This is a genomic window from Limnohabitans sp. Jir61, assembly GCF_003063545.1.
Taxonomy (GTDB): domain Bacteria; phylum Pseudomonadota; class Gammaproteobacteria; order Burkholderiales; family Burkholderiaceae_C; genus Limnohabitans.
Window position 1 is genome coordinate 304741 of the sequence record NZ_NESD01000003.1, and the last position, 14150, is coordinate 318890.

The 14150-nt window shown below is 55.0% G+C and carries 15 protein-coding genes and 3 tRNA genes; 15 read left to right on the forward strand and 3 right to left on the reverse strand.

Going from position 1 to position 14150, the window contains the following annotated elements; genetic code table 11:
• Window positions 1-9 precede the first annotated feature (9 nt).
• Window positions 10-999 (reverse strand): thiamine-phosphate kinase, encoded by a 990-nt coding sequence (gene thiL / locus B9Z35_RS11310; protein WP_108283795.1) that lies wholly within the window; start codon window positions 997-999, stop codon window positions 10-12.
• A gap of 11 nt (window positions 1000-1010) precedes the next feature.
• Entirely contained in the window at window positions 1011-1403 is a 393-nt protein-coding gene (gene apaG / locus B9Z35_RS11315; RefSeq protein WP_108283796.1) for a Co2+/Mg2+ efflux protein ApaG, read from the reverse strand.
• A 55-nt stretch (window positions 1404-1458) separates the two neighbouring features.
• Here apaG and rpe point away from each other — a divergent pair, with 55 nt between their 5' ends.
• A complete protein-coding gene (rpe, locus tag B9Z35_RS11320; RefSeq protein WP_108283797.1) occupies window positions 1459-2148 on the forward strand; it encodes a ribulose-phosphate 3-epimerase in 690 nt (229 codons plus the stop codon).
• A gap of 36 nt (window positions 2149-2184) precedes the next feature.
• Here the strand turns inward: rpe and B9Z35_RS11325 are convergent, their stop codons facing one another.
• Window positions 2185-4302 carry a TonB-dependent receptor gene (locus B9Z35_RS11325; RefSeq protein WP_108283798.1) on the reverse strand — a complete coding sequence of 706 codons (2118 nt, stop codon included), beginning with the start codon at window positions 4300-4302 and terminating at the stop codon, window positions 2185-2187.
• Window positions 4303-4633: 331 nt separating this feature from the next.
• Between B9Z35_RS11325 and B9Z35_RS11330 the strand changes: the two genes are divergently transcribed.
• From B9Z35_RS11330 to B9Z35_RS11390, 14 genes are all read left to right on the forward strand, one after another.
• A complete protein-coding gene (locus tag B9Z35_RS11330; protein ID WP_108283799.1) occupies window positions 4634-5782 on the forward strand; it encodes a Re/Si-specific NAD(P)(+) transhydrogenase subunit alpha in 1149 nt (382 codons plus the stop codon).
• Between the two features lie 19 nt (window positions 5783-5801).
• On the forward strand, window positions 5802-6125 hold the full coding sequence (locus B9Z35_RS11335) for an NAD(P) transhydrogenase subunit alpha (RefSeq protein ID WP_108283800.1): 324 nt from the start codon (window positions 5802-5804) through the stop codon (window positions 6123-6125).
• Window positions 6122-7621 carry an NAD(P)(+) transhydrogenase (Re/Si-specific) subunit beta gene (locus B9Z35_RS11340; RefSeq protein WP_108283801.1) on the forward strand — a complete coding sequence of 500 codons (1500 nt, stop codon included), beginning with the start codon at window positions 6122-6124 and terminating at the stop codon, window positions 7619-7621. The genes B9Z35_RS11335 and B9Z35_RS11340 overlap by 4 nt, the downstream gene beginning before the upstream one ends.
• A gap of 92 nt (window positions 7622-7713) precedes the next feature.
• Window positions 7714-8436 (forward strand): phosphoglycolate phosphatase, encoded by a 723-nt coding sequence (gene gph, locus B9Z35_RS11345; RefSeq protein ID WP_108283802.1) that lies wholly within the window; start codon window positions 7714-7716, stop codon window positions 8434-8436.
• 216 nt (window positions 8437-8652) lie between these two features.
• Window positions 8653-10164 (forward strand): anthranilate synthase component I, encoded by a 1512-nt coding sequence (gene trpE / locus B9Z35_RS11350; protein ID WP_108283803.1) that lies wholly within the window; start codon window positions 8653-8655, stop codon window positions 10162-10164.
• A complete protein-coding gene (locus B9Z35_RS11355; RefSeq protein WP_108283804.1) occupies window positions 10161-10730 on the forward strand; it encodes an aminodeoxychorismate/anthranilate synthase component II in 570 nt (189 codons plus the stop codon). Before trpE ends, B9Z35_RS11355 begins: the two co-directional genes overlap by 4 nt.
• A 9-nt stretch (window positions 10731-10739) precedes the next feature.
• Entirely contained in the window at window positions 10740-11786 is a 1047-nt protein-coding gene (gene trpD, locus B9Z35_RS11360) for an anthranilate phosphoribosyltransferase (protein WP_108283805.1), read from the forward strand.
• Window positions 11787-11795: 9 nt separating this feature from the next.
• Window positions 11796-11957, forward strand: a complete 162-nt coding sequence (locus B9Z35_RS13045; protein ID WP_199219815.1) for a hypothetical protein — start codon at window positions 11796-11798, stop codon at window positions 11955-11957.
• The gene (gene trpC / locus B9Z35_RS11365) at window positions 11954-12745 is read left to right on the forward strand and encodes an indole-3-glycerol phosphate synthase TrpC (protein WP_108283806.1); all 792 of its coding nucleotides are present in this window, start codon (window positions 11954-11956) and stop codon (window positions 12743-12745) included. Before B9Z35_RS13045 ends, trpC begins: the two co-directional genes overlap by 4 nt.
• A gap of 6 nt (window positions 12746-12751) precedes the next feature.
• Window positions 12752-13552 (forward strand): uracil-DNA glycosylase, encoded by an 801-nt coding sequence (locus B9Z35_RS11370; RefSeq protein ID WP_108283807.1) that lies wholly within the window; start codon window positions 12752-12754, stop codon window positions 13550-13552.
• 60 nt (window positions 13553-13612) lie between these two features.
• Window positions 13613-13698 (forward strand) — tRNA-Tyr (locus tag B9Z35_RS11375).
• A gap of 63 nt (window positions 13699-13761) precedes the next feature.
• Window positions 13762-13835: transfer RNA gene (locus B9Z35_RS11380), tRNA-Gly, on the forward strand.
• 40 nt (window positions 13836-13875) lie between these two features.
• Window positions 13876-13950 (forward strand) — tRNA-Thr (locus B9Z35_RS11385).
• A gap of 40 nt (window positions 13951-13990) precedes the next feature.
• A partial coding sequence (locus B9Z35_RS11390; protein ID WP_233246560.1) for a GTP-binding protein occupies window positions 13991-14150 on the forward strand: 160 nt, incomplete at its 3' end.

The following is a 14150-nucleotide window of genomic DNA, read 5'->3' on the forward strand; positions in this document are numbered from 1 at the left end:
GCTTGTGCTTTATGCGAAGTGGTCAAACGACGCAAAGCGTTTGGCTAATGGCTGGCCTTGCGGATCAAGCACGACTAAGCCCTGCTCTTGCGTGATGCGGCCAATGCGTGTGACGGGGGTGTTGGATTCCCACGCGGCGGCATGCACCAGCTCGCGTTGGTTCACCGGGGCGGTGAAGCACAGCTCGTAGTCGTCGCCACCTGACAGCGCAAACTCTAGGCGTTTGTTCCAAGGCAAGTCAGCCATGACAGCGGTGACGCCTGCAGGCAAACGTGCATCACCAAAGTGGCCTGCTGCTTGCAGCCATGTGGTGTCGATCTGCGCACCCACGCCTGAGCGTTTGAGGATGTGGCCTAGGTCGCCGAGCAAACCATCGCTCACATCAATCGCGGCATTGGCCACGGCGCGAAGTGCAGTGCCTAGTTCGACGCGCGGTGTGGGTTGCTCCATGCGCAGGCGGGCTTGTTCGAAGGCCTCGCCCGAAATGCTGTGCGTGCCGCGAAATACTTCGAGCGCCAAGCGAGCATCGCCCACTGTGCCGCTGATGTAAATGTCGTCGCCCACTTGCGCGTTTTGGCGCAGCAGTGCATCGCCCGGTGGCACTTCGCCAAACACGGTGATGCAAATATTCAGTGGGCCTTGCGTGGTGTCGCCACCCACCAGTTCACAGCCATGGGTATCGGCCAAGCGCAACAAACCCATGGAAAAACCAGCCAGCCATGTTTCGTCCACGCGCGGCAGCGACAGGGCAAGGGTGAAGGCCAAGGGTTCTGCGCCAACGGCGGCCAAGTCGCTCAGGTTCACTGCTAAGGCTTTGTGGCCTAAGCGGGTTGGGTCGACCGTGGTTAAAAAGTGGCGGCCTTCCACCAACATGTCACTGGACACAGCGAGTTGCATACCTTGCGTCGGGCGCAGCAGGGCGCAGTCATCGCCCACGCCCAGTGCGGCTTTGTGTGTGGGGCGCTTGAAGTAGCGCTCGATCAAGTCAAATTCGCCCATGGTGTGCGGCCTTAATGCAGCTTGCGGCTGCCGGGCTCATCGCTGAGCGCGTCGAGCACAAACATGGGGATGTCCACGTCAAACTTCTCACCGTCTTCGGCCACGCAAAAGTAGCTGCCGTGCATGGTGCCCGTGGGCGTGCGCAGGCGTGTGCCGCTGGTGTATTCAAACTGTTCACCTGGCTTGAGAAACGGCTGGTGGCCGACCACGCCAAGGCCTTTGATCTTTTCGTGTGTGCCGTTGGCGTCGTTCACATTCCAGGTGCGTGAGATCAGCTGAGCCGCGATATTGCCCACGTTGGTGATGGTGATCGTGTAGGCAAACATGAACAAGCCGCCGTCTGGGTCGGACTGCTCAGACAGGTATTGCGGGTGGACTTCGACTTGGAATTTGTAACGCAGCATGGGGTGATTTTGGCCTAAGCCGAAAACCCCGCCGAAGGGGTGAAATAATCACCCCATGACCAGCCCACGCACCCCATTCCACATCGCCCCCTCCATCTTGTCTGCCGACTTCGCCCGCTTGGGCGACGAGGTGAAAAACGTCATCGCCGCTGGCGCTGATTGGATTCACTTTGATGTGATGGACAACCACTATGTGCCCAACCTCACGTTCGGCCCCATGATTTGCCAAGCCTTGAAGCCACACGCCAAAACGCCAGCTGGCGTGGCTGTGCCGATTGACGTGCATTTAATGATTTCGCCGGTCGACGCTTTGGCTGCTTCGTTTGCCGAAGCAGGTGCGGATTACATTAGCTTTCACCCAGACGCGAGCGCCCATGTGCATCGCAGCATCCAAGCCATCAAGAGCAAGGGCGTGAAAGCCGGTTTGGTGTTCAACCCCGCCGAGTCGCTGGATGTGTTGGAGTGGACGATTGATGAGATTGATCTCATCCTCATCATGAGCGTCAACCCTGGCTTTGGCGGTCAAAGCTTCATTGACTCAGCCTTGCGCAAAGTCGAGATGGCGCGCAAATGGATTGAGCGCAGCGGCAAAGACATTCGCCTAGAGGTAGATGGCGGCATCAAGCCCGACAACATCCGCCAAGTGGCCGATGCTGGTGCAGACACCTTTGTGGCGGGCAGCGCGATTTTTGGCAAGCCCAACTACAAAGCGGTGATTGACCAAATGCGCGTGGCGCTTGCATAAGCTGTTGAGGTGCTGATCGCTAAAAATACTGGTGCATTACAGCGGTATTTGGCTAGAAAAGCCAATCATCCAAGAGCGCGGCAGGCCTGGTTCGAAATACTTCTGTGTAGATTGATTAACTAAGACAGAGCTAATGCTTGCATTATTTGTAATGTTATCTACGCCAATGAAACTTTCTACGCGAGCATTTCCAATTTGATAACGCTGACGAATGCGAGCATTCAATTGAGCAAATCCAGGTGCTAGCGCATAGTCGCTGGCGGTGGTTGTGTTTGCATCGTTGGCCCACATGCTGGAACGGCTGATTAAATCGAGACCTGCTTCTAAGCCGAGTGCGGGCTTTTGTCCAGCAGGCGAAAAGCCTTTCTCAGACCATTGCAATGATGTAAACAATTGCTGCTTTGGAATGGATGGAATCATGTTGCCATTGGATGGCCCTGCTTCATAAGTTGCCTTGATAAATGAAGCTGATGCTTGGCTGCGCCAATGAGGTGTGTACTGATTTCGCAATGCCACTTCGAAACCATCTCGTTTCGTTTTCGCAACGTTGGCATAGCTGGTTTTTGCGCTGGGGGAAACATATGCGGCGACAAGCTCATTATCCGTATCAATGTGAAACCATGCAGCGTCGACACGTGAACTTGACGACGGTAGCCATTTGCTGCCGACCTCCAAATGTCTACTTGTCGATGCTAGTAAATCGAAGTTAAATTTTTCTTTGAATATTGCTGCATCTTTTCCTGCATATGCAGCTTCTGACATGGTTGGTGTTTCGAATCCTCTTCCGTGATTGGCATAGAGGTTCAAATTTTCAAGGGCATGCCAAGTCAAGCCAATCACTGGACTCGTCGCTTTGTAATCAACTGAACCAGTTCCGTTATCTGGGTTTGATGGTAAGTAATCTGTGCTTTTCAATGTCACGTTACTTTGGCGAGCGCCAGTGGTGAGGGTGTATTTTTCACCCAGAGACCAGTTCGCTTGGGCAAATATGTCTCGGTTGCGTGCCTCGTTCAGTTCATTGCGGGCATTGTTGGGGTTTGTCGTGGCTTTCTCGCCTTTACTGGCAGTCCCACCTTCACGCAGTTCAGCTGCATGGTCAAGATCAATACCAACAACCCAATTCATGCGCTGATTGCCGAAGACTTGGCTTTTGCCGGTAGCTTGCAAACCCATGCCTTCAAATTGACGATCTAGCCCCACCCATTTGTCTGTTGATTGAAATTGCAAGTTGGTGCGATTGCCACCGTAAAGTCGACCTTGTAATTTCAAATCACTGTCTACGGTGTGCTCCATAACAACGCCGGTTTGTTCTTGTTTCACGGTCTTGCGTGTTCTTGTTGATGTTGCGTTCGCACCTGCTGCCGATGGTGTTTGGCTGACATCTGCAGCCTTTAAACCTAATGCATCTTTGGCGTAAGGCATATCAAACACATTGATGATGAATTTAAAGCGCGTGTCTGGTTTTGCATCAACTGTGATGACACTGTTTAGTTGCTGTCGACGCGTGTCGCTATTCGTGCGATAGCCTTCAATGGCGAAGGTGCTGTAGTCAACCACCATACCGACGTTGCCACTGCGCTGGCTGATTTGCCAGTCTGTGCGTGTCATGCCAAAGGACCCTGCATACATAGACACTTGCGCTTCAGGTGTATCGCCGGCTTCACGCGTGAAGGCTTGAATAACGCCGCCTGCTGCATTGCCATAGAGCAAAGCCAAGGGACCTGTCAGTACCTCCATGCGGTCTGCAGAGGTCATGCTCACCGTCGAGGTTTGACCTTGGCCATCAGGCATGGTCGCCGGTATCCCGTCGGTGATCAGGCGAATGCCGCGCATGCCAAAAGCTGAACGTGCACCAAATCCTCGAATAGAGATTTGCACGTCTTGCGCGTAGTTGTTGCGGTTGAGTGCAACAACGCCTGGTGCTTGCGCTAAAACATCAGACAAGTTGACTTGTGGACCAGAGTTGCGAATGGCTTGCGCGTCTATCGCGTAAATCGATGCAGGTGCATCAAATTGCTTTTGTTCAAGTCGGCCACTTTGAACCAAAACCTCAGTTTGAGCAAATGCAGGAACGATGTGAGACAAACTGACGCATGCGACAGCGCCGAGATATAACGCGTTTTTCTTGTATCCAGGGGTGAAATTGCATTTCATGGCGCGTGCACTCTATGGGTTTTGGTATGTCGCTTCTCGCAATCAACCTCACGTCGATCGTGTGGGCCAATCAGCATGGTGTGATGACAACGCATGGATGCTAGCGATAAGCAGTCAACGTCGTCTTGTGGGTTGCAACGCATGCGACAACCTTGTGGCTTTGGAGTCAGGTCATCTTGTCGGCGTAAGGGTATCCCCTTTGTTTGGGTCGTGAATTAGATGTGCTTTTGCACATGGGCTATTGACGCCCTACCTCAGTTGAAGAGATACTGAACATCTTTAATAAGTTAAGACTGATTTAATTGTTGGTCGTGTCACCTAGGTTTTGCTAATGGAAAATCCAAAATCACTTTGTATTGGCGTGCCCGCCGAAGTGGCAGCAGGCGAGGCCCGTGTGGCCGTCACGCCTGAGACGGCAAAAAAGCTGATGTCCCAAGGGCACACTGTTCGCGTGCAGGCGGGTGCTGGCGTGGCAGCTAGCGTGCCTGACGCGGCCTACGTATCAGTCGGCGCTGAGGTAGTCGATGCCGCATCCGCTTGGCGTTGTGATTTGGTTTTGAAGGTGCGTGCGCCAGAGGCAGCTGAGGTCGCGTACATTCAATCAGGAAGCACGGTCATTGGCATGTTGGAGCCCTTCAATGCGCAAGGCTTGCAACGCTTAGCCAGTGCGGGGGCCACAGGCTTTGCCCTTGAAGCTGCGCCACGCACGACGCGTGCACAAAGCATGGATGTGTTGTCTTCTCAGGCCAACATCGCTGGCTACAAGGCAGTCATGCTGGCAGCGGATAAGTACCAACGCTTTTTTCCGATGTTGATGACCGCTGCAGGCACGGTCAAAGCCGCGCGCGTGGTCATCCTTGGCGTGGGCGTGGCGGGCTTGCAAGCCATCGCCACAGCCAAGCGTTTAGGTGCGGTGATTGAAGCCACCGATGTGCGTCCCAGCGTGAAAGAGCAAGTCGAGTCACTGGGTGCGAAGTTCATCGATGTGCCGTTTGAGAGCCAAGATGAAAAAGACGCCGCCGAAGGCGTGGGTGGCTATGCTCGCCCCATGCCTCAAAGCTGGCTAGACCGCCAAAAGGTGGAAGTGGCCAAGCGTGTGGCCTTGGCTGACATCGTCATCACCACAGCACTCATCCCTGGTCGCGCAGCCCCAGTGCTGGTGACCGAAGACATGGTCAAGGCCATGAAGCCGGGTGCCGTCATCATCGACATCGCTGCTGGCAAAGGTGTTGATGGCGTGGGAGGCAACTGCCCGCTGACAGAAGCTAACAAGACCGTCATCAAACACGGCGTGACGATTGTGGGCGAGACCAATTTGCCCGCTTTGGTGGCTGCAGATGCCAGCGCACTGTATGCACGCAATGTGTTGGACTTTTTAAAGCTCGTCATCAACAAAGAAGGTGCGTTGCACATTGACCTAGAAGACGACATCGTGGCCGCTTGCTTAGTCACCCGCGATGGCGCGGTGGTAAAGAAATAAAAACGAGGAATATCAAAACATGGATGCAGTCTCCCCAACCCTCGTTAACTTGATTATTTTTGTGCTGGCCATCTACGTGGGCTACCACGTGGTGTGGACCGTCACACCTGCCTTGCACACGCCGCTTATGGCAGTGACCAATGCGATCTCAGCCATCGTCATCGTGGGTGCGATGTTGGCTGCTGCGATGACTGAAACCACCTTGGGTAAAACCATGGGAGTTCTCGCCGTGGCCTTGGCTGCTGTGAACGTGTTTGGTGGCTTCATGGTCACACGCCGCATGTTGGAAATGTTCAGGAAAAAAGACAAGCCTGCTAAAGCAGCAGCAGGAGACAAAGCATGAACATGGACTTTGTTTCAATGAACCTCGTCACCCTGATGTATTTGGTGGCGAGTGTGTGTTTCATTCAGGCGCTCAAAGGTTTGAGTCATCCCACCACCTCGATTCGTGGCAACGTGTTTGGCATGACGGGTATGACCATTGCCGTCATCACTACCGCAGCTTTGATCGTCAAGCTATCTGGTTCAGGTGTCGGCATGAGCTGGGTGTTGCTGGGCCTCGTGGTCGGCGGCGGTGCTGGCACGATCATGGCGCAACGCGTTGAGATGACCAAGATGCCAGAGCTAGTGGCTTTCATGCACAGCATGATTGGTTTGGCCGCAGTGTTCATTGGCGTAGCCGCCGTGGCTGAGCCTTGGGCATTCGGCATCACGGCTGCACCACAAGAAGTGGTGACCAAGATGCAAACGGCTTCCGGCGTGGTGATCACAGAGATGATGCAGCGCTTTCCCATTCCTGCAGGCAACCGCTTAGAGCTGTTCCTTGGTGCGGCCATTGGTGCGATCACGTTCAGTGGCTCGGTCATTGCATTTGGCAAGCTATCAGGCAAATACAAGTTCCGTTTGTTCCAAGGTACGCCTGTGAGCTTTGCGGGTCAACACATGCTCAACCTTGTGTTGGGTTTGGTCACCATCGGTTTGGGCTTGATGTTTGTCGCGACTGAGAGTTGGACAGCCTTTTTCGCCATGCTTGCCCTGTCGTTTGTGATGGGTGTGCTCATCATCATCCCGATTGGCGGTGCTGACATGCCTGTGGTGGTGTCTATGCTCAACAGCTATTCAGGTTGGGCGGCAGCAGGCATTGGTTTCTCGCTCAACAACAGCATGCTCATCATCGCAGGCTCGTTGGTGGGTAGCTCGGGCGCGATTCTGAGCTACATCATGTGCAAGGCGATGAACCGCTCGTTCTTCAGCGTGATCTTGGGTGGCTTTGGTGCTGAGGCCGTCACGGCCGTGGCTGGCGCACAAGAGCAACGTCCTGTGAAGAGCGGCAGCGCTGATGATGCGGCCTACATCTTGGCCAACGCCGAGACTGTTGTGATCGTTCCCGGCTACGGTTTGGCCGTGGCGCGTGCGCAACATGCGGTGAATGAATTGGCTGAAAAATTGATGCACAAAGGCATCAGCGTGAAATACGCCATCCATCCTGTGGCGGGTCGCATGCCAGGTCATATGAACGTGCTGTTGGCTGAGGCCGAAGTACCTTACGACCAAGTGTTCGAGATGGAAGACATCAACGGCGAATTCGGCCAAGTGGATGTGGCCATCGTCTTGGGTGCGAACGACGTGGTGAACCCTGCTGCTTTAGAAAAAGGCAGCTCGATTTATGGCATGCCTATTTTGGAAGCCTACAAAGCCAAGACGGTCATCGTGAACAAGCGTTCTATGGCTTCAGGCTATGCGGGCTTGGACAACGAACTGTTCTACATGGACAAAACCATGATGGTGTTTGGAGACGCCAAGAAGGTGGTGGAGGACATGGTCAAAGCGGTTGAGTAAACTGGCTTGACTCTTGGTTTCAAGGGGCGTCTACGACGCCCCTTCTTCATTCAGCGCTAACGCATTTCGTGCCAACTCAGGGCAAGTGATTTATGAACTTCTCATTGACTCAGTTTCAAGCCGCTATCGTTGATCTTGATGGCACCATGATTGATACCTTGGGAGACTTTGAGGTGGCGCTGAACCGTTGCCTTGCTGACTTGGATTTGCCGCCAGTCACGCGCGTCTTGGTGGAGCGCACGGTCGGCAAGGGCTCTGAGCATTTGATTCGCTCGGTGCTGGCGCATCAGCTGGCTTTGCCAGAGGTGAAAGAACAAGTTCGTTTATGTGCATCTCGTGGCGTTGACGATTTGTATGATGCCGCGTGGCTGCGTTACCAACATCACTACTTCCTCATCAATGGCGAGTTTGCTGATGTTTATCCGGGTGTGATCGATGGCCTGCAGCAGTTGCGCGATGCTGGGTTGCAGTTGGCGTGCCTGACCAATAAGCCTCTGTCGTTTGCCAAGCCCTTGTTGCAGACCAAAGGGTTAGACCACTTTTTCACGCATGTGTATGGCGGCGACAGTTTTGAGCGCAAAAAGCCTGATCCGCTGCCTCTGCTCAAAACTTGCGAGGCTTTGGGCGTCAAACCCGCGCAGGCCTTGATGGTGGGGGATTCGAGCAACGACGCCCAAGCAGCCCGTGCCGCGGGCTGCCCCGTGGTGTTGGTGCGCTATGGCTACAACCACGGCGAGCCCGTGGATGGTGTAGATGCCGATGCCCATGTGGACAGCTTGGTCGACATTCCGCGGGCCTTATCTAAAGCGGCCTGAGCCTTTGATAAACTGGGCCCATGTTCATTCACCGCAGCACTGTCACAGGTTGTCACGACCGGGGAGCTTGGCCCTGGCGTACGTCGTCGTCTGCGCTTGTCTAAAAGCACGCTCAGGTTCACTGATGCCGTGCCCGCGCTGAAGCACACGCTAGCTGCTCAGCACTTGTCCGAATGAACGCCCCAGTGCGATGGGGCCGAGCTGTGGAGGCTCACAATGACTGAAACCGAATTCAAACAATTGGCCCAAGAGGGCTACAACCGCATCCCGTTGGTGGCCGAGGCCTTTGCCGACTTAGAAACCCCGCTTTCGCTGTACTTGAAGCTTGCCCATGTGCAAAACAAGGGCGAGCGTAGCTTCTTGCTGGAGTCTGTGGTGGGCGGCGAGCGCTTTGGGCGCTATAGCTTTATTGGGTTGCCCGCCCGCACGTTGCTGCGTGCCAGTGGTTTTGGCGATGCGGCCAAAACCGAAGTGGTGACAGATGGCGTGGTGGTCGAAACCCACGCAGGCAACCCCCTCGACTTTGTGGCCGATTATCAAAAACGTTTCAAAGTGGCGCTGCGTCAAGGCTTGCCGCGTTTTTGTGGCGGCTTGGCAGGCTACTTTGGTTACGACACGGTGCGGCACATCGAAAAGAAGTTGGTCCACTCGTGCCCGCCCGATGATTTGGGCATGCCCGACATCTTGTTGCTGCAAACCGAAGAGTTGGCGGTGATTGATAACCTGTCAGGCAAGCTCTCGCTCATCGTCTACGCCGACCCAGTGCAGTCCGATGCCTACGCCAAAGCGCAGGCGCGTCTGGCTGAGCTGAAGCTTCGGTTGAAAGCGCCTGCACAAGCGCCATCGATTGCGCCATGTGCCAGCCATCCCGCTGAGCGTAGCTTTGCGAAAGACGATTACTTGGCGGCCGTGTTGCGCGCCAAAGACTTGATTGCCGCAGGCGACTTCATGCAAGTTCAGGTGGGTCAACGCATTCACAAAAAGTTCACGGCCAGTCCGCTGTCGCTGTACCGCGCCTTGCGTTCGTTGAACCCCAGCCCGTACATGTATTACTACAACCTCGGCGACGCTTATGTTGTGGGCGCATCGCCCGAGATTTTGGTGCGCCAAGAGTCCACGCCTGAAGGGCAAAAAGTCACCATCCGTCCCTTGGCCGGCACGCGCCCACGCGGCACCACGCCAGAGGCCGACAAGGCGGCAGAGGTTGAGCTCATCAACGACCCCAAAGAACGCGCCGAGCACGTCATGTTGATTGACCTTGCACGCAACGACATTGGCCGCATTGCTAAAACAGGCAGCGTCAAGGTGACCGAAGCCTTTGTGGTCGAGCGTTACAGCCACGTGATGCACATCGTGAGCAACGTGGAAGGTTTGTTGCTAGACGGCGTAGATGGCAAACCGCTCACCAGCATGGATGTGCTCAAAGCCACGTTCCCTGCGGGCACGCTAACGGGCGCGCCCAAAGTGCACGCGATGGAATTGATCGATCAGCTCGAACCCACCAAGCGCGGTTTGTATGGCGGTGCTTGTGGCTACTTGAGCTTTGCGGGTGACATGGACGTGGCGATTGCCATTCGCACCGGCATCATCAAAAACGACACGCTCTATGTGCAAGCTGCCGCGGGTGTGGTGGCCGACTCGGTGCCCGAGTTGGAGTGGAGAGAAACAGAACACAAAGCGCGCGCCTTGTTGCGTGCCAGCGAATTGGTCGAGGAGGGCTTGGAATGAGCAAGATCAAACTCCTCATGGTGGACAACTACGACAGCTTCACCTTCAACATCGTTCAATACTTTGGCGAGTTGGGTGCAGAGGTTGAGGTGTTTCGCAACGACGAAATCACGCTCGAAGGCATTGCTGCTCGCAAGCCCGATCGCTTGGTGATTTCACCTGGTCCTTGCTCGCCTGCTGAGGCGGGTATATCGGTGGCGGCCATTCAGCACTTTGCTGGCAAGTTGCCAATATTGGGTGTGTGCTTAGGCCATCAAAGCATTGGCGCAGCGTTTGGCGGCAAGATCATTCGTGCACAAGAGTTGATGCATGGCAAGACCAGCGTCATCACCACCACGCAAGAAGGTGTGTTTGCTGGCCTACCCGAGAAGTTCACGGTGAATCGTTACCACTCGCTCGCGATTGAGCGTGCTTCATGTCCGTCTTTTCTCAAGGTCACGGCGTGGACAGATGATGGCGAGATTATGGGTGTGCGTCACACTGAGCTAGATATTCAAGGTGTGCAGTTCCACCCAGAATCCATCCTCACCGAGCATGGACATGCCATGCTGAAAAACTTTCTGTAAAGGCTGGCTATGACAACCACCATTCATGCAATCACGCCCCAAGAAGCGCTGCAACGTGTCATCGAGCATCGCGAGATTTTTCACGACGAAATGCTGCACATCATGCGCCTCATCATGTCGGGCGAAATGTCGCAGGTGTTGATGTCGGCTTTCATTGCCGCCTTGCGCGTCAAGAAAGAAACCATTGGCGAGATCACCGCCGCAGCCCAAGTGATGCGCGAGTTCTCCACGAAGGTAGATGTGCCCGATCGCACGCACATGGTGGACATCGTTGGCACAGGCGGCGATGGTTCACATACCTTCAACATCTCCACTTGCTCCATGTTTGTGGTTGCTGCGGCAGGTGGCAAAGTCAGCAAGCATGGTGGCCGCAGCGTCAGCAGCAAAAGCGGCAGCGCCGATGTGTTGGAGAGCTTGGGTGTCAACATCAACTTACCGCCCGCGCAAATTGCCAAGTGCATTGCGGATGTTGGCATTGGTTTCATGTTCGCGCCCAACCATCACCCCGCCATGAAAAACGTGGCCCCTGTTCGCAAAGAGCTGGGTGTGCGCACCATCTTCAATATCTTGGGGCCACTGACCAATCCTGCCAGCGCACCTAATATTTTGATGGGCGTGTTTCATCCTGATTTGGTGGGTATCCAAGTGCGTGCGCTTGAGCGTTTGGGCGCAGAGCATGCGTTGGTGGTGTACGGTCGTGATGGTTTAGACGAAGTGTCTTTGGGGGCGGCCACCTTGGTGGGTGAGCTCAAAGACGGCCATGTGCGCGAGTACGAAATTCACCCTGAAGACTTTGGTTTTGCCATGAGCAGCAACCGCGCGCTGCGTGTTGAAACGCCCGAGCAATCGCGCGCCATGTTGTTGGGCGTGTTGGATAACCAAGCCGGCCCCGCACGCGACATCGTTGTGTTGAATGCCGGCGTGGCCTTGTATGCGGCCAATGTGGTGAACAGCATCGAGGCGGGTATTGCTAAAGCACGCGAAGCACTGGCGTCGGGTGCTGCCAAGGCTAAGCTGGATCAGTTGGTCGCTGCGGCGCATGCCCTGTCGGCTTAAAGTCTAGATATGTGGAATAACCCAGAAGCTTGGCTTGCCATCGGCGTGTCGGTGGGGTTTGTGATTGCAGGCGTGGTGATGCACCGCGTATTTGTGAATGTTTTGAAAAACGAGCCGCCTTTGGGTGCGCGCAATGAGTCGCTCGAAAGCGAAAAGAAAGCCCAGTCATGAGTGACATCCTGAACAAAATCGTTGCGGTCAAACACCAAGAGGTCGCCGCCGCATTGCAGCGCAAGTCATTGGCGGCGATGCGCGCCGACGCTGAAAGCCGCGTGCTCACACGTGACTTTGTGGGCGCATTGCGTGCCAAGGTCGCAGCGGGCTTGCCAGCGGTGATTGCTGAAATCAAAAAAGCCAGCCCATCCAAAGGCGTCATCCGCGAGGACTTCATTCCTGCCGACATTGCGCAAAGCTATGCTGAGCACGGCGCAGCGTGTTTGTCGGTGTTGACCGATAAAGACTTCTTCCAAGGTCAAGTGGATTACCTCAAGCAAGCGCGTGCGTCGTGTGACTTGCCCGTGTTGCGCAAAGACTTCATGGTTGATCCGTACCAGGTGTACGAAGCACGTGTGATGGGTGCTGACTGTATTTTGCTCATCGCTTCTTGTTTGACCGATGCGCAAATGGCTGAGATGGAAGCTATTGCCCGCAACCTCGATATGGCCGTGTTGGTCGAGGTGCACGACGCAGCCGAACTGCAGCGCGCGCTCAAACTCAAAACACCTTTGGTTGGAATCAATAACCGCAACCTTCGCACCTTTGAGGTGTCGCTCGACACCACGATTGGCATGCTCAAAGATGTGCCGGCTGACCGTTTGCTCATCACCGAGAGCGGTATCTTGCAGCGCAGCGATGTGCAAAAGATGCGTGACGCCAACGTGCATGCCTTCTTGGTGGGTGAGGCCTTTATGCGCGCCACCGATCCTGGTAAAGCTTTGGCCGAATTGTTTGCTGCTTAACTGCACATGACGGGCGACTTGTTTGGTGATTCGTTATCGGCGGCTGCCGTTGCGCCGCGCTTAACCCAGTGGTCGCCAGATGATTGGTCGGTTCAGTCAGATTGGCAGCCGACGCTCGATGCGTTTTGGCGCAGCACGCAAGGCGCATCGTTGGCGGCTTTTGTGCAATCGCGCTTGGATGCTGGCGCAGTGATCTACCCAAAGCACCCTTTGTGGGCTTTGCAGCTCACGCCTTTGTTGCAAGTGAATGTGGTGATCTTGGGGCAAGACCCGTATCACGGGCCGCATCAGGCGCAGGGCTTGTCGTTTTCAGTGGCGCCCGGCGTGAAGATTCCCCCTTCTCTGCGCAACATCTTCAAAGAACTGCAACGTGACCTCAATCAGTCCGCGCCCCAAGGCGGCTCATTGGAGGTGTGGGCTAAACGCGGCGTGTTGTTGCTCAACACCTGCCTGACAGTGGAAGACAATCAGCCCGCGAGCCATGCCAAACGCGGCTGGGAGCAATTGACGGATGCCTTGCTTGCCGAGGTGGCGCGAACCGCGCCTGCCTGCGTGTACATGCTGTGGGGTGGTCATGCCCAGGCCAAAGCTGAGTTGATTGAGCGCGAAACCGCGGCTCAGCCTACAGGTTTTGTGGGTTTGCGTGAGGGTGTGGCTACCAAGCGTGAGGCATTGGTGCTCAAGGCCAACCACCCGTCGCCTTTGTCGGCTTTGCGGCCGCCACAGCCATTCATCGGATGCGGTCACTTTTCACAAGCCAAAGCCTGGCTGGCGCAAAAAAATCTGAGTTTGGATTGGAATTTGTGAGCCATTTGGCTGCAAAAACTCGCGAAAGCTTGAAAACTCTGCTATAGTTCGCGATTCGCCGGAGGGGTGCCCGAGTGGCTAAAGGGGGCAGACTGTAAATCTGTTGGCTTACGCCTACACTGGTTCGAATCCAGTCCCCTCCACCAGCGAAAACCAACAAGTAGAAGTGCCGGTAGGCCTGCAACTGTGACGATCTTTTCTGATCTGATGCGGGAGTAGTTCAATGGTAGAACCCTAGCCTTCCAAGCTAATGACGCGGGTTCGATTCCCGTCTCCCGCTCCACCTGTGGTTTTCAATGGATTGATTGGCGATCAATGGATTTGCCCTTGTGGCTCAGTGGTAGAGCACTCCCTTGGTAAGGGAGAGGTCGCGGGTCCGATTCCCGCCAAGGGCACCAGATTTTTTTGTGATTCACCTATTTTTTTCGGAGTCGAGAAATGGCAAAAGGTAAGTTTGAACGTACCAAACCGCACGTGAACGTTGGCACCATTGGTCACGTTGACCACGGTAAAACAACTTTGACAGCTGCGATCACCACGATCCTGTCTTTGAAGTTCGGCGGCGAAGCTAAGGCTTACGACCAAATTGACGCGGCTC